The organism is Streptomyces sp. NPDC005263 (assembly GCF_042872365.1).
Lineage (GTDB): Bacteria > Actinomycetota > Actinomycetes > Streptomycetales > Streptomycetaceae > Streptomyces.
This window is the reverse complement of the sequence record NZ_JBIAKJ010000007.1, coordinates 544,805-564,512: the sequence shown is the minus strand read 5'-3', so window position 1 is coordinate 564,512 and position 19,708 is coordinate 544,805. Positions and strand designations below refer to the sequence as shown.

Genomic DNA, 19,708 nt, shown 5'->3' with positions numbered 1-19,708 from the left:
ATCGGGGTCGTTACAGGTGTCAACACGGTGCGGATGTCGGCTCAGTGCGCTGCTTTGAGCGGGAGCAGGGCGCTGATGCGGAATCCTCCGCCGGGGCGCGGGCCCGCGTCGAGGGTGCCGCCGACCATGCCGATCCGCTCCCGCATGCCGATCAGTCCGTGCCCCCGGCCGTCGACACCGCCCTCCTCGTACAGCTCGTGCGGTGCGCCCTTGCCGTCGTCCTCGACGAGCAGGCCGAGCCCGTCGTCGAAATAGACCAGCCGGACGCTGGCGCCCGCGTTGGGCCCGCCGTGCTTACGGGTGTTGGTCAGGGCCTCCTGCACGATGCGGTACGCGGTGAGCTCGACGCCGCTGGGCAGCGGGCGCGCGGTGCCCTCGACCTTGAAATCGACCGGCAGTCCGGAGTCGCGGCACTGCTCGACGAGGTCCTCGATCTGCTCCACGTCGGGCTGCGGGACGTACTCGCCGCCCTCCTGGTGCTCGCCGGTGCGCAGCACGCCCAGCAGGCGGCGCATCTCGGCGAGGGCCTGGCGGCCGGTGGAGGAGATCGTCTCCAGGGCCTTCTTCGCCTGGTCGGGGGCGGCGTCGAGGACGTAGGCGGCGCCGTCCGCCTGGACCACCATGACCGACACGTTGTGCGCGACGACGTCGTGCAGCTCGCGGGCGATCCGGGCCCGCTCGGCGGCGACCGCGACCTTCGACTGGGCCTCGCGCTCCTTCTCCAGGCGGGCGGCCCGCTCCTCCAGCTGCGCGAAGTACGCGCGACGGGTGCGGATCGAGTCGCCGAGCACCCAGGCGAGGGCGAACGGCACCATCAGGAACACCATCTGCGCGACGTTGCTCAGGGCGCCCTCGTCGGTCGGCCACCGCAGCTGCGCCACGGGTGCCGCGCACAGTCCCGCGGCCAGCGCGAGCCGGGAGGCCCAGCGGGCGCCCGTCGCGGCCACCGTGTAGACGATCACCAGCAGCGCGAAGTCGGCGGCCAGCGTCTCGACGTCCAGCACGACCTGCGCCACGCCGATGCCGAGGGCCAGCAGCAGCATCTTCTCCGGCATCCGCCGGCGCAGCGCTGTCACCAGGCTCAGCAGGAGCACGATCGGCACGATCACATAGAGGGAATCGGTGCCCGGGGAGGCCCGGCGGGCCTCTTCTCCCGCCACGGAGACCCCGAGGAGGAAGACGGCCCAGAAGCTGTCGAACCAGGTCGGGTGTCTGCGGAGGAAGTCATAGAGGCGTTGCACGTAACCCAGCGTAGGGAAGCCAGATGCGTGCAGGGGTCAACCGGAGGACCGATCCGTAGCTCCCGCGCGTACTCCGCAAGGTGGAGGCTCGGTTCCCCTGGGCGCTTAGCCTGACGACGTGACGGAGGAAAACGCGGGGCTGGACACGGACGGTTGGCGCGGCTGGCGGGCCGCCGGCCAGGCGGCGCTGTACGGGCCGGAGGGGTTCTACCGCAGGCCGGAGGGGCCGGCCGGGCACTTCCGTACGTCCGTGCACGCGTCGCCGCTGTTCGCGCGGGCGGTGGCCCGTCTGCTGTGCCGGGTCGACGAGGCGCTCGGCCGGCCCGCCCGGCTCGACTTCGTCGACATGGCCGCGGGGCGCGGCGAGTTGGCCGCGGGCGTGCTCGCCGCGCTGCCCGCCGAGGTGGCCGCCCGCGTGCGCGGGTACGCCGTCGAGATCGCCGGGCGGCCCGCGGACCTCGATCACCGGATCGAGTGGCTGGCCGAGCCCCCGGAGGGGGTCACCGGGCTGCTGTTCGCCAACGAGTGGCTGGACAACGTGCCCGTGGAGGTCGTCGAGGTGGACGCCGCGGGCGTACCGCGGCTGGTGCGCGTGCGGGAGGACGGGCGGGAGCGGCTGGGCGAGCCGGCCCGCGGCCCGGCGGCCGAGTGGCTGGACCGGTGGTGGCCGCTGCCGGCCGAGGAGGGGCTGCGGGCCGAGATCGGGCTGCCCAGGGACGAGGCGTGGGCGGCGGCGGTCGCCACCGTGGAGCGGGGGCTCGCGGTGGCGGTGGACTACGCGCACACGGTGGACACGCGCCCCCCGTTCGGAACGCTCACCGGCTTCCGGAACGGGCGGGAGACGTCGCCCGTACCCGACGGCTCGTGCGACCTCACGGCACATGTCGCGCTGGACGCGTGCGCACTGCCCCAAGGGCGCGTCCTGACCCAGCGCACCGCCCTGCACGCCCTGGGCCTCACCGGCGCACGCCCCCCGCTCGCTCTGGCGTCCACGGAGCCGACGGCTTACGTGCGCGCCCTCGCGAGCGCCGGGGAGGCGGCCGAGCTCACCGCGACGGGCGGGCTCGGCGACTTCGGGTGGCTGCTCCAGCCGGTCGGCATTCCGCCCGCGCCCCTGGGGGACCTACTTGTCGATGTCCCCGACCACGAAGAACAGTGATCCCAGGATCGCCACCATGTCCGCCACCAGCGTGCCCGGCAGCAGCTCCACCAGCGCCTGGATGTTGTTGTACGACGCCGAGCGCAGCTTCAGCCGGTACGGGGTCTTCTCGCCCTTGCTGACCAGGTAGTAGCCGTTGATGCCGAGGGGGTTCTCGGTCCACGCGTAGGTGTGGCCCTCGGGCGCCTTGAGGACCTTGGGGAGCCGCTGGTTGATCGGCCCCGGCGGCAGGTCGGCGAGCCGGTCGAGACAGGCGTCGGCCAGGTCGAGGGCGTTGTGGGTCTGCTCCAGGAGGACCTCGAAGCGGGCCAGGCAGTCGCCCTGGGTCCGGGTCACCACCTTCAGGGTGTCCTGGAGCTCCCCGTACCCGAGATACGGCTCGTCCCTGCGCAGGTCGAAGTCGACGCCCGAGGCGCGCGCGATCGGCCCGCTCACGCCGTAGGCGTGCACGGCCTCCGGCGCGAGGACGCCCACGCCCCGCGTGCGCCCCCGGAAGATCTCGTTGCCGAGCACCAGGTCGTCAAACCGGTCCATACGGGAGCGCACGGCGGCGACGGCGGCACGCGCGCGGGTGGCCCATCCGGCCGGCAGGTCCTCCTTGAGGCCGCCGACACGGTTGAACATGTAGTGCATCCGGCCGCCGGAGACCTCCTCCATGACGTTCTGCAGGACCTCCCGCTCCCGGAACGCGTAGAAGACCGGCGTGATCCCGCCGAGTTCCAGCGGATACGACCCCAGGAACATCAGGTGGTTCAGCACCCGGTTCAGCTCGGCCAGCAGGGTGCGGGTCCACACCGCGCGCGGGGGCACCTCCATGCCGAGCATGCGCTCCACGCCGAGGACCACGCCCAGCTCGTTGGAGAACGCCGACAGCCAGTCGTGGCGGTTGGCGAGCATGATGATCTGGCGGTAGTCACGCGCCTCGAACAGCTTCTCCGCGCCGCGGTGCATATAGCCGATCACCGGCTCGGCGTGCTGGATCCGCTCGCCGTCCAGGACGAGCCTGAGGCGCAGCACACCGTGTGTGGACGGGTGCTGGGGGCCGATGTTGAGCACCATGTCGGTGCTCTCCGCGGCGCCGCCGATTCCGACCATGGTCTCCGTCGTGGGAGTCATGGACTCAGTCTCTCCTACGTACCCTGACGCCATGGAGACGGGGAGCGCGCCAGACACGGGGATCACAGGGGACGAGCCGGTGTGGACCGGGCTGCCGCCGAGGCTGCTGAGCATGCGGCGGCTTCTGCTGGTGGTGTGGCTGGGGCTGCTGGCCCTGGGGCTGGGCCTGCCGCTCGGGCTGGCCGTCGGGCCCGCCTGGGCGGCGTTCGCGCTGCTGCCGCTGGTGCTCATGGCGTGGGGGTGGGTGATGCTCGGCCGCAACTGGCGTTCCTGGCGCTACGCCGAACGCGCCGACGACCTGCTGATCAGCCGGGGTGTGCTGTGGCGGGAGGAGACCGTGGTGCCGTACGGGCGGATGCAGCTGGTGGAGGTCACCTCCGGGCCTGTGGCACGCCACTTCCGGCTGGCGAGCGTGCAGCTGCACACCGCGGCCGCGGCGAGCGACGCGACCATCCCGGGGCTCGACCCCGCCGAGGCGGAACGGCTGCGCGACCGGCTCACCGAGCTCGGCGAGGCCCGATCGGCGGGGCTGTGAGCGCGCCGGGCGTCGAGGACGACGTACGCGAGAAGCGGCCCCTGACCGAACGGAGGCTGCACCCCGTGACGCCGCTCAGACGGGCGTGGGCGCCGGTCGCGGTGCTCATCGGGTGGGCGGCGCACGACCCCGACCAGACGCAGCGCCAGCTGGCCAGGCTGACCACCACCATGCTGCTGGTCGCGCTGGCCGTACTCATACCGGCCGCCGCCCTCTACGGCTTCCTGACCTGGTGGTTCACCCATTTCGCGGTGACCGACAGCGAACTGCGCATACGGACCGGCCTGCTGTTCCGGCGCACCGCGCACATCCGGCTGGAGCGGATCCAGGCCGTCGACGTCACCCAGCCGCTGCTGGCGCGGATCGCGGGCGTCGCGAAACTCAAGCTCGACGTCGTCGGCACGGACAAGAAGGACGAACTGGCCTTCCTCGGCGAGGACGAGGCGCGTGCGCTGCGCGCCGAACTCCTCGCACGTGCCGCCGGTTTCGCGCCCGAGACGGCGCACGAGGTCGGTGAGGCGCCCTCCCGCGAGCTGCTGCGGGTGCCGCCGCGGGTGCTCGCCGTCTCCCTGGTGCTGACCGGCGCGACCTGGGGCGCGCTGGCCGCCGCGCTCGTCGTGCCGCCGGTGCTGTGGCTGGCCACCCACAGCGTGTGGACGGTCCTCGCGACCGGCGTGCCGCTGCTGGGCGCGGCGGGCGCGAGCAGTGTGGGGCGGTTCGTCGGCGAGTACGACTGGACGGTCGGCGAGTCCCCGGACGGGCTGCGCATCGACCACGGGCTGCTGGACCGCACGCACGAGACGGTGCCGCCGGGGCGCGTGCAGACCGTACGGATCGTGGAGCCGCTGCTGTGGCGGCGGCGCGGGTGGGTGCGGGTCGAGCTGGACGTGGCCGGGTCGTCCAACTCGGTGCTGGTACCGGTCGCTCCGCGCGAGGTCGCCGAATCGGTCGTCGCCCGCGTGCTGCCCGGGGCGACCGTGCCGCCCCGGTCGGCGCTGTCCCGGCCGCCCCGGCGGGCCGGGCGGTGCGCGCCGGTGTGGTGGCGGGGATACGGACTCGCCGTCGACGACAGCGTGTTCGCGGCGCGGCACGGACTGCTGCGCCGCAGGCTGTCGCTCGTCCCGCACGCGAAGGTGCAGAGCGTACGGCTCACCCAGGGCCCGTGGGAGCGCCTGTGGCGAGTCGCCGACGTCGAGGTGGACACGGGGGCCAACAAGACGGTGACAGCCCGGTTGCGGGACGCCGAGGAGGCCGCGGAGCTGCTGCGGGAGCAGGCGGAGAGATCACGGACGGGACGACGTGACGCGCGGCCCGACCGGTGGATGGCGCCCTAGGACAGCGCGCTCCGCAGGCCCTTCAGGTCGATCTGTTCCGTCTCGTCGTGGGCCGTCAGGTCGATCACCTGGCTGACCGGCGGCGCCTGCTCGTCCGGCGTCTTGAAGTCCGCCTCGGCCTCGGCCTTGTGGAGGGCGAGCGCCTCCTGACCGACCACGTCGGCGAGGTCCTCGTTCTGCACGGCCTCCAGGGCGGCCGGCTCGGCCCCCTGCTTCGTACCGAAGAAGTCGAAGCCGCCCTCGACCGGGTGGCGTCGCGCGGGAGCCGACGGTACGACCGCCACCGCGGTCGGCGCGACGAAGTGTCCGGAGGACTGCGGGGTGGGCTGAGCCGCCCTGGCCGTGGTGGTTGCGGCGGTCGCGCGCTGATGCCCGTCGACCGCCTCGGGCTTCCCCTGGGCCTCGTCCTCCGGCGCGGCCTCCGGCTTGCCGTTCCCGACGGCACCGGCGGCGGCCCCCTCTGCGGAGCCGGTCTTCACCGACCCGCCGTCCGAGGCCGTCTTCTGCTCGCCCTTGCGGGTGTCCTTCGCCTTGCCCTTGGCGAGGCTCTTGGGCGGGGTGTTCTTGGACGCGATGAGGTTGGACGCGATGGTTTTGGACGCGTCGCTCTTGGCCTCGGCGGCCGTGACGGGCTCGACGTCGATGACGGGATCGGCGTCCACGACCGGCTCCACGTCGGCTTCCGGATCGACGTCCGCAGCGTCGACATCCGTGGCGTCGGCGTCCGTCGCTTCGACGTCCGTCGCTTCGGCGATCTCGGACTCGGCGTCGGTCGACTCCGCGTCCTCCGCTTCGGCCTCCGCCGTACGGTCGCCCTCGTCGCCCGCGTCGCCCTCGTCGCCCTCGTCGCCGAAGCGCGCCAGCGCGCCCTTCGCCCGCAGGTACAGCTGGGAGGCCGACGGTGAGAAGGCCGCGGGAGCCCCGGGCTTCCCGTCCGCGTCTTCCGTAACCCGCGCACCCTCCGCCGTACCGTCGGCCGCCGGCTCGGCCGGGGCTGCCACAGCCCCCGCCGCCTCAGCGGACGCGGCCGGCGCCGGCAACAGCTCGCGGGTCGGTACCGCGGTCTCTATCTCCAGCAGCCGGCGGCCCTCCAGGGCGCTCGCCCGCTCCGTCTCCGCCGTGGCGTACCGCCGCAGCAGTGCCGCGTGTTCGTTGCGCAGCCCCGCCAGCTCCGACCGCTTGGCCCGCAGCCGCTGCTCCAGCTTGACCCGCAGCTCGCGCGACTCGTCCAGGTCGGTCTCCAGTTCGGCGACCCGCTCCTCGTACCGCCACTCGTCGCTCGCCCGCGCGCGCGTGAGCTCGGCGACCTGCTTGCCCGCCTGCGTGTCCCAGTGGCGCATCACGACGGCGCCGACGATCGCCGTCACCGCGGCGGCCGCGGCCAGCCCGCGGAGCATCATCGGCTGGGTGAACACCCAGGGGCCGAGCGCGCAGAGGAGGGAGACGCCAGCGATCGCCGACGGGGGCAGCAGCCTGTGCAAGGGCGGGGAATGGCGGTGACGTCCACGTGGCATGGCCAGAAACTTACCGCGCGTAGGTGAATCATGGAGCCCCGGGCCGTAAAAACACAGCCATCCCGCAGCCTTCACACGTCATCAGGAATCAGATCCGCCACTGAATTCGGCGAGATCGACGGGATCGACGGGATTGGCGGGACGGGACCGGCAAGAAGAGGCCGGCAGAAGGGCCGCCGAGAAGGGCGAGATCCGCAAGATCGTTTTCAGTTGTCGCCCAGTCGTCCGCTGATCCACTCAAGCGTCGGCGGAATCTCCCGCCGCCAGGTGTTGAAGTTGTGCCCGCCGCTTTCGAGGATGATCGACGAGATACGGGTCAGCCTCGTGGCCTTCGCCCGCTCTATGAACTTCAGCGTGTCCTGGTAGTTCGACTCCCCGACCTTGCTGCTGGTGACGAGCAGTGAGGTGTCGGACGGGGGCATGTGCGTGAGGTACCACTCCAGGTTCGCGCGGTCACGCAGTGCCCTGTCGCCGTGGAAGAGATCGCCCGTGGTGGCGTCCTTGGGCGCGTCGTAGTACGCCGACAGGCCCGCCCCGGCGGCGTACACCCCGGGGTGGTGCAGGGCGATTTTCAGCGCGCAATAGCCGCCCGTGGAGTCGCCGATGATGCCCCAGCTGCCCGGTTTCCTGCCCACCCGGTAGTGCGCCAGTACGGCGTCGGGCAGGTCCTTGGCGAAGAACGACTCGGTCTGCGGGCCCCCCGGGATGTCCACGCACTCCGTATCCCGCGGCGGCGCCACGGTCGGCCGGAGCATCACCAGGATCATCGGCTGCATACGGCCGTGCTCGGCGAGTTCCAAAGCCGTGCGCGGGTAGTGGAGTTTGCTCACCAGCGCCTGTGCCGTGCCCGGATAACCGGTGAGCACGACGGCCGCGGGAAAGGTCCGGGTCCGGTATCGCGGCTGGAAGTACTCGGGCGGCAGGTAGACATACGCGCGGGTGGCGATGTTTGTCGTACGGCCCACGATGTCGACCTTCTCGACCTGCCCGCCCGTCGACGGCCGGAGCCCGGTCGCACCCCGCACCCTTCCCGTATCGATCACCTGGAGAGGCCCGCCCGGGGAAGCGCCGGCGGCGTGGTCGACGACCACACCCTGAGCGGTCTCCCTGCCTAACAGGTCCGCCCAGGAGGCGTAGAACCCGAAAGCCTGGTTGGCGGCGAGGCCCACCGACACGAAGAGCACCAGCTGGGTCGCGAGCAGCAGTCCCACCCGCCCGCCCACGGCTCGCCAGGACCGCCGCGCCAGCCGCGGCCACAGCCACACCGTGCCGACGAACAGCACAAGAGCCGCCAGGACCGCCAGTGCCAGCGTGTTGTTGCTTGTGAGACCCATTGGTTGCTTCCGCTTTCCTCGTCCTTTGACCCAGCTTTGGAGAGATGAGTGAACCTCTCCGTGCAAGACACCGTCCTAGAGGGCGCAATGTCGCCGGATGCCCGAATCGGTACCGGATCCAAGGTCTCTCGCAGAACTACGGGATGCGATGTCTGTCAGGACAGATGAGGAAATGTCGGGCCGGGTTCCGGCCCGATCACACCAGGTGGGGCGCCTGTTCCAGGGTCCGCGCCCCGAAGCCGTACCGTCCCTCGTCGGCAGAGCGTGTGCCCTCGTAGGCCTGCTGGACATCGCCGCGGGCGTCTTCCCTCGCTTCCGGCACAGCCGTATGCACACCCTCGCCGAGGTGCTGCCGGGCGCGCTCGGGCCGTTCGCCGCCGCGCTCTCGCTCAGCACCGGCGTCCTGTTGCTGCTGCTCGCCCACGGGCTCAAGCGCCACAAGCGCCGGGCCTGGCGCGCGGCCGTGGTGCTGCTCCCGGCCGGCGCGGTGGCGCAGTTCACGTACCGGCACTCGCTGGTGGGCGTGCTCATCTCGCTCGCGCTGCTCGCGCCCCTGCTGCGCCACCGGGACCAGTTCGTGGCCCTGCCCGACCCGCGCAGCCGGTGGCGCGCGCTCGCCAACTTCGTCCTCATGGGCGCCGGTTCCCTCGTCCTCGGGCTGCTCATTGTCAGCGTCCACCCGGAACGCATGGTCGGCGACCCGAGCCTGGCCGATCGCATCACCCACGTGCTGTACGGCCTGTTCGGTTTCGAGGGCCCCGTCGACTACCAGGGCGACACCTCGTGGACGGTCGCCTTCTCCCTGGGCGCCCTGGGCCTGCTCACCGCCGTCACGACGATCTACCTGGCCTTCCGGCCCGAACACCCCGCCGCGCGGCTCACGGAGGAGGACGAGGCCCGGCTGCGCGCCCTGCTGGACAAGCACGGCGGCCGTGACTCGCTGGGGCACTTCGCGCTGCGCCGCGACAAGGCCGTGGTCTTCTCACCCAGCGGCAAGGCCGCCGTGACCTACCGGGTCGTCTCCGGCGTGATGCTCGCCAGCGGTGACCCGATCGGGGACGTGGAGGCCTGGCCGGGCGCCATCGAACGCTTCATGGACGAGGCCACGGCCCACTCCTGGACGCCCGCCGTGATGGGCTGTTCGGAGACCGGCGGCGAGGTCTGGACCCGGGAGACCGGCCTGGACGCCCTCGAACTGGGTGACGAGGCGGTGGTGGACGTCGCGGATTTCTCCCTCGCCGGCCGCGCGATGCGCAACGTGCGACAGATGGTCAAACGCATCGAGCGGGCCGGTTACGAGACCCGGGTACGGCGCGTGGCTGACCTCGGGGAGGCCGAGCTGGAGCGCGTCCGGCGCGCCGCCGAGGACTGGCGCGGGACCGACACCGAGCGGGGCTTCTCCATGGCCCTGGGCCGGATCGGCGACCCGGCGGACGGCGACTGTCTGATCGCCACCGCCCACAAGGCGGACGCCCATCCCGGTCCGTACGGCGATCTGAAGGCGATCCTGCACTTCGTGCCCTGGGGCACGGACGGCGTCTCCCTGGACCTGATGCGGCGCGACCGCTCGGCCGACCCCGGCATGAACGAGCTGCTGATCGTGGCCGCCCTCCAGGCCGCCCCCCGGCTGGGGATCACGCGTGTGTCGCTCAACTTCGCGATGTTCCGCGCGGCGCTCGCGCGCGGCGAGAAGATCGGCGCGGGCCCGGTGCTGCGTGCCTGGCGCGGGCTGCTGGTCTTCCTCTCGCGCTGGTTCCAGATCGAGTCCCTGTACAAGTTCAACGCCAAGTTCCAGCCACGCTGGGAGCCGCGCTTCGTGGTCTACCGCGCCTCCGGCGACCTGCCGCGCATCGGCTTCGCCGCGATGCAGGCAGAGGGCTTCGTCAACCTCGCCCTCCCCCTGCCGCGCTTCCTGCGCAACCGCACGCCCCAGGCGCACGCCTGCGCCCACGGCGCGGAACGGAGCGTCAGAGCGGCGATCTGACGACGACCGCGACTGGTCGCCCGGCGGCGACGTGGGCGCCGCCGGACGAAGACCGCGCGGCCCGCTGCCGGTGAGCGGGGCGCGCGGCCGGTGAACGGGGCCCGCGGCCGGTGAACGGGACCCGAGACTGCAAGCCCCCGCCCCTCCCCCAGCCCAGGGGGCTGCCGCTCCAGCCTCACCCTCGCGTCGGCCGGGCCCCGGCCCCCGTGATCCCGCCCGGGGCCTACGCTGAACGTATGAGCAAGCAGAGCGGACGCGGGCGCGTCGCGGGCCTTCCGGAATGGGGCCGCTGCGCGGTCATGGGAGTCGTGAACGTCACCCCCGATTCCTTCTCCGACGGCGGCCGCTTCTTCGACACCCTGGCCGCCGTCAAGCACGGCCTCGACCTCGTCACCGAGGGCGCCGACCTGGTGGACGTCGGTGGCGAGTCCACCCGCCCCGGCGCCAGCCGGGTCGACGAGGCCGAGGAGCTCAAGCGCGTCATCCCGGTCGTCCGCGGTCTCGCCTCCGAGGGCGTCACCGTCTCCGTGGACACCATGCGCGCCTCCGTCGCCGAACAGGCCCTGGCGGCCGGTGCCTCCCTCGTCAACGACGTCAGCGGCGGCCTCGCCGACCCCGCGATGATCCCGGTCGTCGCCGACGCGCAGGCCCCCTTCGTCGTCATGCACTGGCGGGGCTTCCTGCAGGGCGGCAACGTCAAGGGCGTGTACGCGGACGTCGTGGCCGACGTCGTGGACGAACTGCGGGCCCGTGTGGATGCCGTCCTCGCCGGCGGTGTCGCCCCCGACCGGGTCATCGTCGACCCCGGCCTCGGTTTCTCCAAGGACGCCGAACACGACCTCTCCCTCCTCGCCCACCTCGACCGCCTGCTCGCCCTCGGGCACCCCCTGCTCGTCGCCGCCTCCCGCAAGCGGTTCCTGGGCCGCGTCCTGGCCGGCCCCGAGAGCGCGCCGCCGCCCGCCCGCGAGCGGGACGCCGCCACCGCCGCCGTCTCCGCGCTCGCGGCGCACGCCGGCGCGTGGGCGGTCCGCGTGCACGAGGTGCGCGCGACCGCGGACGCGGTACGGGTCGCGCGCGCCATGGAGGGGGCGCGCACCGCGGGCAACGGCGCTGAAGGACTCCGGTGAGCGCCCCCCACACGGACGTGGAAGAGGTCGAACTCGCCAACACCGCCTTCTACGAGGCCATGGAGCGCGGCGACTTCGACACGGTGTCCTCGATCTGGCTCACCCCTTCCGACCTGGGCGTCGACGAGGAGTACCACGACCCCGCCGACGTCGGCGTCATCTCCTGCGTGCACCCCGGCTGGCCCGTACTCACCGGCCGCGGCGAGGTCCTGAGGTCGTACGCGCTGATCATGGCCAACACGGACTACATCCAGTTCTTCCTCACCGATGTGCACGTCTCCGTCAGCGCCGACACCGCCCTGGTGACCTGCACCGAGAACATCCTCAGCGGCGGCCCCGCCCCCGAGGGCGGAGAGGAGCTGGGCCCGCTCGTCGGCCAGCTGGTGGTCGCCACCAACGTGTTCCGCCGTACACCCGACGGCTGGAAACTCTGGTCCCACCACGCCTCACCCGTTCTGGCCGAAAGCGACGAGGACGAAAGCGACGACACCCCCGCCTGAGTGGGTAGGCGCCCCACAGAGCCACCCAGAACCCCGCGCGGGAGCCACCCGTGCGGCTTGGCCCGGGACCAGAAGTGGTTGGAATCACGAACCGCCGGGTATGGGCGGCTACCAGCCCGTGAGCCGCCGGGTTCCCCAGGGGAAACGCACGATGAAACCTCCTGGCTCCGGCGCGGGCCCGCGCCCCCGCGGCCGGGCCCTGTCAGTGCTCGCAGGTAGATTCATCTGAGGCCGGTGTGCCGCCGCACCAGGTACGGACCGGCCGTGACCGACGACAGCAGGAGTGATTCGCGTGGATCGTGTCGCGCTGCGCGGCCTGAAGGCCCGCGGGCACCACGGTGTGTTCCCCAAGGAGCGCGAGGAGGGCCAGACCTTCATCGTGGACCTCGTCCTGGGCCTGGACACCCGACCGGCCGCCGCCGACGACGACCTGACGAAGACCGTGCACTACGGCATCGTGGCGGAGGAGGTCGTGGCCGTCGTGGAGGGCGAGCCGGTCAACCTGATCGAGACACTCGCCGAGCGCATCGCCCAGACCTGTCTCAAGCACGAACGGGTCGAGGAGATCGAGGTCCGCGTCCACAAGCCCGACGCGCCGATCACCGTCCCCTTCGACGACGTGACCGTCACCATCACCCGGAGCCGAGTATGACCGCGTTCTTCACCGAGGGTCACAGCGACCCGACCGTACAGCCGGTACCCGCCTCCGTCGTCGAGAAGGTCGACGCCGCCGACACCACCCTCCACAACCCGAAACGGGCGGTGGTCTCCCTCGGCGCCAACCTCGGCAACCGCCTGGAGACACTCCAGGGCGCCATCGACGCCCTGGAGGACACCCCCGGCGTCCGCATCAAGGCGGTCTCCCCGGTGTACGAGACGGAGCCGTGGGGCGTGGAGCCCGGCAGCCAGCCCTCGTACTTCAACGCGGTCGTGGTCCTGAAGACGACCCTGCCCCCGTCCTCCCTCCTGGAGCGGGCGCACGCGGTCGAGGAGGCCTTCCACCGGGTCCGGGACGAACGCTGGGGCGCGCGCACCCTCGACGTCGACATCGTCGCGTACGCCGACGTCGTCATCGACGACCCGCACCTCACGCTCCCTCATCCCCGCGCCCACGAACGCGCCTTCGTCCTCGTCCCGTGGCACGACGTGGACCCCGAGGCCCAGCTGCCCGGCCGCGGCCCGGTCGCCGACCTGCTCGACGCGGTCACCCGCGAGGGCGTGGAAGTGCGCAAGGACCTGGAACTCCGGCTGCCCGAATAGCCGTTAAGGTCAAGACGGCCACAGTCCGTGGGACCTCGGGGAGCTGAAGGGACACCGTGAGAGAGCTGCGCATCAGGGTGCTGATCGGCGTCTTCGCCATCGCCGGGGTCTTGTCCTGGGCGGGCGCCCGCCTGTGGAACTCGGTCGGGACCCTGCCCAGCGTCCCCCTGGCGGCGCCCATCGTCCTCGGCCTGATCGCGGTGGTCCTCCTGGCCACGGCGCTCTCCATCCGTGCCCGCCTCAAGGCGCAGCGCGAGCGGCGCCCCGAGGCCAAGGGCGTCGACCCGTTGATGGCGGCCCGCGCGGTCGTCTTCGGTCAGGCCAGCGCCCTGGTCGCCGCCCTGGTCTCCGGCATGTACGGCGGCACCGGGGTCTTCCTGCTGGAGTCGCTGGACATCCCCGCCCGCCGCGACCAGGCCATCTACGCCGGCTTCTCGGTCCTGGCGGGCATCGGCGTCATAGTGGCGGCCATCTTCCTGGAGCGTGTCTGCCGACTCCCGGAGGACGACGACCACAACACGGGTGCGGCTTCGACAACGTGACGACGGCTGGGCCTTAGTGCGCCTCAGCCTGCCTCAGCGGGCCATGATGAGGCTCATCGCCTCATTGCGGGTGGCCGCGTCCCGCAGCTGGCCGCGCACGGCCGACGTCAGCGTCTTGGCACCGGGCTTGCGGATGCCGCGCATCGACATGCACATGTGCTCGCACTCCACGACGACGATGACACCGCGCGGCTCCAGTATCTCCATCAGGGAGTCCGCGATCTGCGTGGTGAGCCGTTCCTGCACCTGCGGGCGCCGAGCGTAGACGTCCACGAGACGGGCCAGCTTGGACAGGCCGGTGATCTTGCCGGTGGTGGCGGGGATGTAGCCGACATGGGCGACACCTCGGAACGGCACGAGATGGTGCTCACACGTCGAGTACACCTCGATGTCCTTCACCAGCACCAGCTCGTCGTGCCCCGCGTCGAACGTCGTGGTCAGCACATCCTCGGGCTTCTGCGTCAGCCCCGCGAATATCTCCTGATAGGCCCGCGCCACCCGCGCCGGCGTCTCCCTCAGGCCCTCCCGGTCGGGGTCCTCGCCGACCGCGATCAGCAGTTCGCGTACGGCGTTCTCGGCGCGCTTCTCGTCGAACGCGCCGATGGAGCCCTCGCCGTCCAGCGTCACGGGGTCGGTCATGTGTGGTGCCTCGTTCCTGTGCCTGTAGCGCGTGTGAACCACGCACTTCCATCCCTAGGCATACGAAATGCCGCGCCCCCCAGGCTAGAACCTGGGGGGCGCGGCAATCCATCCCGGGCCCGCGGTGAGGCCACCGGGGTCCGAAGGACCTGGAGGGTCAGTTCTCCGGGCGGTCCTCAGGGGCCGGCTCGGCCGCCGGAGCGGGCTCCGCCGCGGTGGACTTCACGGTGGAGATCGCCGGAGTCGCGCCGTTGGCGCCGTTCGTCAGTGCGAGCTCCTTGGGGGAGAGCACCGGCGGACGGGTCGACGGCGTACGCCGGGAGGATCCGGTCCAGGCCGGCCGCGGGGGACGCTTGACGATGGGAGCGAAGATCTCGGCGATCTGCTCCTTGTTCAGCGTCTCCTTCTCCAGCAACTGCAGGACCAGCTGGTCGAGGACGTCGCGGTTCTCGACCAGGATCTCCCAGGCCTCGTTGTGCGCCGTCTCGATGAGCTTCTTGACCTCCTCGTCGACCAGCGCGGCGACCTCTTCCGAGTAGTCACGCGGGTGCGACATCTCCCGGCCCAGGAACGGCTCGGTGTTGTCGCCACCGAACTTGATGGCACCGAGACGCTCGGTCATGCCGTACTGCGTGACCATCGCGCGGGCCGTCGCCGTGGCCTTCTCGATGTCGTTCGCGGCACCGGTGGTCGGGTCGTGGAAGACCAGTTCCTCGGCCGCGCGGCCGCCCAGCATGTAGGCCAGCTGGTCCAGCATCTCGTTGCGCGTGGTCGAGTACTTGTCCTCGTCCGGCAGAACCATCGTGTAGCCCAGAGCACGGCCTCTCGAGAGGATCGTGATCTTGTGGACCGGATCGGAGTTCGGAGAGGCCGCCGCGACCAGGGCGTGACCGCCCTCGTGGTACGCGGTGATCTTCTTTTCCTTGTCCGACATGATCCGGGTCCGCTTCTGCGGACCCGCCACGACGCGGTCGATCGCCTCGTCCAGCATGTGGTTGTCGATCAGCTTCTGGTTGCCGCGCGCCGTCAGGAGCGCCGCTTCGTTCAGCACGTTCGACAGGTCCGCGCCGGTGAAGCCGGGGGTGCGGCGGGCGACGGCCGACAGGTCGACGTCCGGTGCGACCGGCTTGCCCTTCTGGTGGACCTTGAGGATCTCCAGACGACCCTGCATGTCCGGGCGGTCCACCGCGATCTGGCGGTCGAAACGGCCGGGACGCAGCAGCGCCGGGTCGAGGATGTCCGGGCGGTTCGTGGCGGCGATGAGGATCACACCGCCCTTGACGTCGAACCCGTCCATCTCGACGAGCAGCTGGTTCAGGGTCTGCTCACGCTCGTCGTGACCACCGCCGAGGCCGGCGCCGCGATGGCGGCCGACCGCGTCGATCTCGTCGACGAAGACGATCGCCGGGGCGTTCGCCTTGGCCTGCTCGAACAGGTCACGGACTCGGGAGGCACCGACACCGACGAACATCTCGACGAAGTCGGAACCGGAGATCGAGTAGAACGGGACCCCGGCCTCGCCCGCGACGGCGCGCGCCAGCAGGGTCTTGCCGGTGCCGGGAGGGCCGTACAGCAGTACGCCCTTGGGGATCTTCGCCCCGACCGCCTGGAACTTCGCCGGTTCCTGCAGGAACTCCTTGATCTCGTGGAGCTCCTCCACGGCCTCGTCCGACCCGGCGACGTCCGAGAACGTCGTCTTCGGGGTGTCCTTGGTGATGAGTTTCGCCTTGGACTTCCCGAAGTTCATCACCCGGGAGCCGCCGCCCTGCATCTGATTCATCAGGAACAGGAAGACGACAACGATGAGGACGAAGGGGAGCAGGGAGAGCAGGATCCCGACGAAGGCGTTCTGCTTGGTCGGCGAGACCGTGTAGCCCTTGGGGATCTGCTTGTCCTGGTACTTGTTCTGCAAGGTGCCGGCGAGGGTCGCGCCCTGGTCGCCGATGTAGCTCGCCTGGATCTTCGAGCTGCCCTCGACTTTTGCGCCGTCCTTGAGCTCGACCTTGATGGTCTGCTCATCGCCGGTGGTCAGCTTGGCCGACTCGGCCCTGTTGTCATTGATCGCCTGGATCACCTGGCCGGTGTCCACCGTCTTGTAGCCACCGGACGAGCCGACGACCTGCATCAACACGACCACGGCAAGGACGGCCAGCACGATCCACATGACCGGCCCACGGAAGTATCGCTTCACGTCCATCCATACGGAGCGGTGCCGCCCCGTCCCTCCTGCCATAGTGAGTTTGATAAAGACAGTTCTTCTGACGGTACCCCAGCATTGTGGACCGAAGCCGCACGGGAGGGCTGTCGAACCCGTCTGCATGCTCCAACGGCGCGAAACCCGCTGGGGTTCCCGATCGTCTTACAGGGCTTGAGCCGTCTGGCTCAGCCGCTGTCCACGCGCCCGCTCAACCGCCGTACACGTGGGGCGCGAGCGTACCGACGAACGGGAGATTGCGGTACTTCTCGGCGTAGTCGAGGCCATAACCGACGACGAATTCGTTGGGAATGTCAAAGCCGACCCACTCCACGTCGATGGCGACCTTCGCGGCGTCGGGCTTGCGCAGCAGGGTGCACACCTTGAGGGAGGCGGGCTCACGCGAGCCGAGATTGGAGATCAGCCAGGACAGGGTCAGGCCGGAGTCGATGATGTCCTCGACGATCAGGACGTGCCTGCCCTTGATGTCGGTGTCGAGATCCTTGAGGATCCGCACCACACCGGAGGACTGGGTGCCCGCGCCGTAGGACGACACGGCCATCCAGTCCATGGTGACGGGGGTGGACAGCGCCCGTGCGAGGTCGGCCATGACCATCACCGCGCCCTTGAGGACACCGACGATGAGCAGGTCCTTGCCCGCGTACTCCGCGTCGATCTTCGCGGCCAGCTCGGCCAGCTTCGCGTCGATCTCTTCCTTGGTGATGAGCACCGACTGGAGGTCGGAACCCATGTCTTTCGCGTCCACCCGCATCACTTTCGGTCGTCCAACCGGCTGAGCGGCCCCTCCACAGAGTCCTCGGAGAGGACGGGATCAGCCTTGCCGGATCACCAGTCTGCCACCCTGCCGCCGGGCGACGACCTTGCCCGGGAGATTGATGGCTCCCTGGCCTCGCCAGCCGGTGATCAGACGGTCGACTTCCTCGATGTGGCGGGCGAAGAGCGACCCCGCGGGGGCGCCGGCCTCGATGGCCGCGCGGCGCAGGACGCGGCGGCGCACGGCGGGCGGCAGGGCGTAGAGCTTGGCGCACTCCAGGCCGCCGGCGGCGTCCCGTACGGCGGTCTCGGCCTGGCCGGCCCAGGCGTCCAGGGCGTCGGCGTCGTCGCGGGAGAGCTGGGCCGTGCGCGCGAGGGCCTCCACGACGCCTTTGCCGAGCGCTTTCTCCAGCGCGGGCAGACCCTCGTGACGCAGCCGGGAGCGGGTGTAGGCCGGGTCGGCGTTGTGCGGGTCGTCCCAGACCGGCAGGGACTGGACCATGCAGGCCTTGCGGACGGTCTGCCGGTCCAGTTGCAGGAAGGGGCGGCGGTAACGGCGGGCCGCCCCCGGCCCCCCGGACACCGCCGCCATTCCGGACAGGGAGCGGATGCCGGAGCCGCGGGCGAGGCCGAGCAGGACGGTTTCGGCCTGGTCGTCCCGGGTGTGGCCGAGCAGGACCGCGGTGGCGCCGTGGCGTTCGGCGGCGGCGTCCAGGGCGGCGTAGCGGGCGTCTCGGGCGGCCGCCTCGGGGCCGCCTTCGCGGCCGACGGTCACGGCGCTGGAGTCGACGGGGTCCAGGCCGAGTTCGCGCAGCCGTAGGACGACCTCGTCGGCGCGCTGGTCGGAGCCGGGCTGCAGGCCGTGGTCGACGGTGACGCCTCCGGCCCGGATGCCGAGCTTGGGGGCCTCGAACGCCAGGGCGGAGGCGAGGGCCATGGAGTCGGCGCCGCCCGAGCACGCCACGAGCACGAGCGGCGACGGCGGGCGCTCGTGCGAGCTGGGCTCGGAGGTCTGGTGGTCGTTGAGGATGTCGTGGAGGACGCGGCGGACCGCCAGGCGTATCGCCGCGACCGCAGGATGGGGACCCATGTCCGGTTCCCTTCATGAAGTTTTCGGGGGGTGAGCTCGGGTTCGGTCACTCAGAGTGTGTAGATGGTGACAGAACCGGGCCGTTCCCCGAGCATTGCACGCCTACCCTTCGCTCACGGTCCCTCGGACGGGTGATTGAAGGGGCGTTCGCCTGCCGTCGGCCGGATTCGTTTCGCGACCGCCGTACCCGCGTTCACGACTCGGCCTTGCGGTGCACCCGCGCGACCCAGTCCGCCGGTTTGGCGATCTCCGCCTTCGTGGGGAGGGTGTTCGGGGAGGTCCACACACGGTTGAAGCCGTCCACGCCGACCTGGTCGACGACGGCCCGCACGAAGCGTTCGCCGTCGCGGTACTGCCGGAGTTTGGCGTCCAGGCCCAGGAGCTTGCGCAGCGCGAGGTCCAGTCGGGAGGCGCCCTTGGCGCGTCGCTGCTGGAACTTCTCACGGATCTCGGCGACGGTCGGGACGACCTCGGGGCCCACTCCGTCCATGACGAAGTCGGCGTGGCCCTCCAGGAGGGACATCACCGCGGTGAGGCGGCCGAGGATCTCCCGCTGGGCGGGTGTCTGCACGATCTCCACGAGGGACCTGCCGCCCTCGTCCTCCTCGCCCTCCGGGCGCCCGCCCGCGAGGGACTGGGCGGCGTCCCGGACGCGTTCCAGGACGGTCATGGGGTCGACCTCGGTCTCCCCCAGGAACGACTGGATCTCGCCCTCCAGGTGGTCGCGCAGCCAGGGCACGGCCGTGAACTGCGTGCGGTGGGTCTCCTCGTGGAGGCACACCCACAGCCGGAAGTCGTGGGGCTCCACGTCGAGTTCGCGCTCCACGTGGACGATGTTCGGGGCGACCAGGAGCAGTCGGCCGCCGCCGCTCGACGCGTCGGGGGCGCCGCCGGACGGGAGGTCCCGGGTGGCCGGGGCGAAGGTCTCGTACTGGCCGAGGACGCGGGAGGACAGGAAGGACAGGAGCATGCCCAGTTCGACGCCGGTCACCTTGCCGCCGACGGCGCCCAGGACCGCACCGCCGGGGGTGCTGCCCCGTCGTTCCTGCATCTTGTCGAGGAGCGGCTTGAGGATCTCCCGGAACCCGGCGACGTTCGCCCGGACCCAGCCGGGGCGGTCGACGACGAGGACCGGAGTGTCGTGCGACTCCTCCGTCGCCATACGAGTGAAGCCCCGGACGTGTTCCTCCGAGGCCTTGGCATGCCGGCGCAGTTCCGCGACGACGGCCCTGGCCTCGTCGCGGCTCACGTCGGGGCCCGGCCGTACGAGCCGGGTCGCGGTCGCGACCGCGAGATTCCAGTCGACCATCTCGGCACCACCGATGCTCGTCATGCGTCAACCGTACGTGAGCGGTCCCTGTTGGG

Annotated in this window: 18 protein-coding genes; 9 read left to right on the top strand and 9 right to left on the bottom strand. The window is 71.2% G+C overall.

What is annotated here, in order from left to right; genetic code table 11:
- Window positions 1–41: 41 nt before the first annotated feature.
- Window positions 42–1,241 carry a sensor histidine kinase gene (locus tag ACFYRY_RS30995; protein WP_389152829.1) on the bottom strand — a complete coding sequence of 400 codons (1,200 nt, stop codon included), beginning with the start codon at window positions 1,239–1,241 and terminating at the stop codon, window positions 42–44.
- Between the two features lie 118 nt (window positions 1,242–1,359).
- Here ACFYRY_RS30995 and ACFYRY_RS30990 point away from each other — a divergent pair, with 118 nt between their 5' ends.
- Window positions 1,360–2,400 (top strand): SAM-dependent methyltransferase, encoded by a 1,041-nt coding sequence (locus ACFYRY_RS30990; protein WP_389152826.1) that lies wholly within the window; start codon window positions 1,360–1,362, stop codon window positions 2,398–2,400.
- On the opposite strand, the gene ACFYRY_RS30985 is transcribed toward ACFYRY_RS30990, so the two are convergent.
- Complete coding sequence (locus ACFYRY_RS30985; RefSeq protein WP_389152823.1) at window positions 2,365–3,516, bottom strand: NADH-quinone oxidoreductase subunit D; 1,152 nt, start codon at window positions 3,514–3,516, stop codon at window positions 2,365–2,367. The two genes, ACFYRY_RS30990 and ACFYRY_RS30985, sit on opposite strands and share 36 nt — an antisense overlap.
- A gap of 31 nt (window positions 3,517–3,547) precedes the next feature.
- On the opposite strand from ACFYRY_RS30985, the gene ACFYRY_RS30980 reads away from it, so the two are divergent.
- Together ACFYRY_RS30980 and ACFYRY_RS30975 are read left to right on the top strand one after the other, a co-directional pair.
- On the top strand, window positions 3,548–4,051 hold the full coding sequence (locus tag ACFYRY_RS30980; RefSeq protein ID WP_389152821.1) for a PH domain-containing protein: 504 nt from the start codon (window positions 3,548–3,550) through the stop codon (window positions 4,049–4,051).
- Window positions 4,048–5,385, top strand: a complete 1,338-nt coding sequence (locus ACFYRY_RS30975) for a PH domain-containing protein (RefSeq protein ID WP_389152818.1) — start codon at window positions 4,048–4,050, stop codon at window positions 5,383–5,385. The genes ACFYRY_RS30980 and ACFYRY_RS30975 overlap by 4 nt, the downstream gene beginning before the upstream one ends.
- Here ACFYRY_RS30975 and ACFYRY_RS30970 read toward each other — a convergent pair.
- Window positions 5,382–6,899, bottom strand: a complete 1,518-nt coding sequence (locus ACFYRY_RS30970; protein ID WP_389152815.1) for a hypothetical protein — start codon at window positions 6,897–6,899, stop codon at window positions 5,382–5,384. The genes ACFYRY_RS30975 and ACFYRY_RS30970 overlap by 4 nt on opposite strands.
- Before the next feature lie 206 nt (window positions 6,900–7,105).
- Window positions 7,106–8,233: an alpha/beta hydrolase gene (locus ACFYRY_RS30965; protein ID WP_389152812.1), complete on the bottom strand. Its 1,128-nt coding sequence runs from the start codon at window positions 8,231–8,233 to the stop codon at window positions 7,106–7,108.
- A 172-nt stretch (window positions 8,234–8,405) separates the two neighbouring features.
- Here ACFYRY_RS30965 and ACFYRY_RS30960 point away from each other — a divergent pair, with 172 nt between their 5' ends.
- The 6 genes from ACFYRY_RS30960 (at window position 8,406) to ACFYRY_RS30935 (ending at window position 13,646) form a co-directional block, all read left to right on the top strand.
- Entirely contained in the window at window positions 8,406–10,217 is a 1,812-nt protein-coding gene (locus ACFYRY_RS30960; RefSeq protein WP_389152809.1) for a phosphatidylglycerol lysyltransferase domain-containing protein, read from the top strand.
- Between the two features lie 236 nt (window positions 10,218–10,453).
- The gene (gene folP, locus ACFYRY_RS30955) at window positions 10,454–11,344 is read left to right on the top strand and encodes a dihydropteroate synthase (RefSeq protein WP_389152806.1); all 891 of its coding nucleotides are present in this window, start codon (window positions 10,454–10,456) and stop codon (window positions 11,342–11,344) included.
- Window positions 11,341–11,844 (top strand): nuclear transport factor 2 family protein, encoded by a 504-nt coding sequence (locus ACFYRY_RS30950; protein WP_356765475.1) that lies wholly within the window; start codon window positions 11,341–11,343, stop codon window positions 11,842–11,844. Before folP ends, ACFYRY_RS30950 begins: the two co-directional genes overlap by 4 nt.
- 292 nt (window positions 11,845–12,136) lie before the next feature.
- Window positions 12,137–12,496, top strand: coding sequence for a dihydroneopterin aldolase (gene folB / locus ACFYRY_RS30945; RefSeq protein WP_356765477.1), 360 nt, complete (start codon window positions 12,137–12,139; stop codon window positions 12,494–12,496).
- A complete protein-coding gene (gene folK / locus ACFYRY_RS30940) occupies window positions 12,493–13,104 on the top strand; it encodes a 2-amino-4-hydroxy-6-hydroxymethyldihydropteridine diphosphokinase (protein WP_389152803.1) in 612 nt (203 codons plus the stop codon). Before folB ends, folK begins: the two co-directional genes overlap by 4 nt.
- Window positions 13,105–13,160: 56 nt before the next feature.
- Window positions 13,161–13,646: a DUF3180 domain-containing protein gene (locus tag ACFYRY_RS30935; RefSeq protein WP_389152800.1), complete on the top strand. Its 486-nt coding sequence runs from the start codon at window positions 13,161–13,163 to the stop codon at window positions 13,644–13,646.
- 33 nt (window positions 13,647–13,679) lie between these two features.
- On the opposite strand, the gene folE is transcribed toward ACFYRY_RS30935, so the two are convergent.
- The 5 genes from folE to ACFYRY_RS30910 all read right to left on the bottom strand — a co-directional run bounded on the left by folE (window position 13,680) and on the right by ACFYRY_RS30910 (window position 19,676).
- On the bottom strand, window positions 13,680–14,285 hold the full coding sequence (folE, locus tag ACFYRY_RS30930) for a GTP cyclohydrolase I FolE (protein WP_389152797.1): 606 nt from the start codon (window positions 14,283–14,285) through the stop codon (window positions 13,680–13,682).
- Window positions 14,286–14,442: 157 nt separating this feature from the next.
- Window positions 14,443–16,482 (bottom strand): ATP-dependent zinc metalloprotease FtsH, encoded by a 2,040-nt coding sequence (ftsH, locus tag ACFYRY_RS30925; RefSeq protein WP_389153006.1) that lies wholly within the window; start codon window positions 16,480–16,482, stop codon window positions 14,443–14,445.
- Window positions 16,483–16,690: 208 nt separating this feature from the next.
- Window positions 16,691–17,251, bottom strand: coding sequence for a hypoxanthine phosphoribosyltransferase (gene hpt / locus ACFYRY_RS30920; protein WP_389153003.1), 561 nt, complete (start codon window positions 17,249–17,251; stop codon window positions 16,691–16,693).
- Between the two features lie 60 nt (window positions 17,252–17,311).
- Complete coding sequence (gene tilS / locus ACFYRY_RS30915) at window positions 17,312–18,343, bottom strand: tRNA lysidine(34) synthetase TilS (protein WP_389152794.1); 1,032 nt, start codon at window positions 18,341–18,343, stop codon at window positions 17,312–17,314.
- Between the two features lie 193 nt (window positions 18,344–18,536).
- A complete protein-coding gene (locus tag ACFYRY_RS30910; RefSeq protein WP_389152791.1) occupies window positions 18,537–19,676 on the bottom strand; it encodes a zinc-dependent metalloprotease in 1,140 nt (379 codons plus the stop codon).
- Window positions 19,677–19,708: the final 32 nt, after the last annotated feature.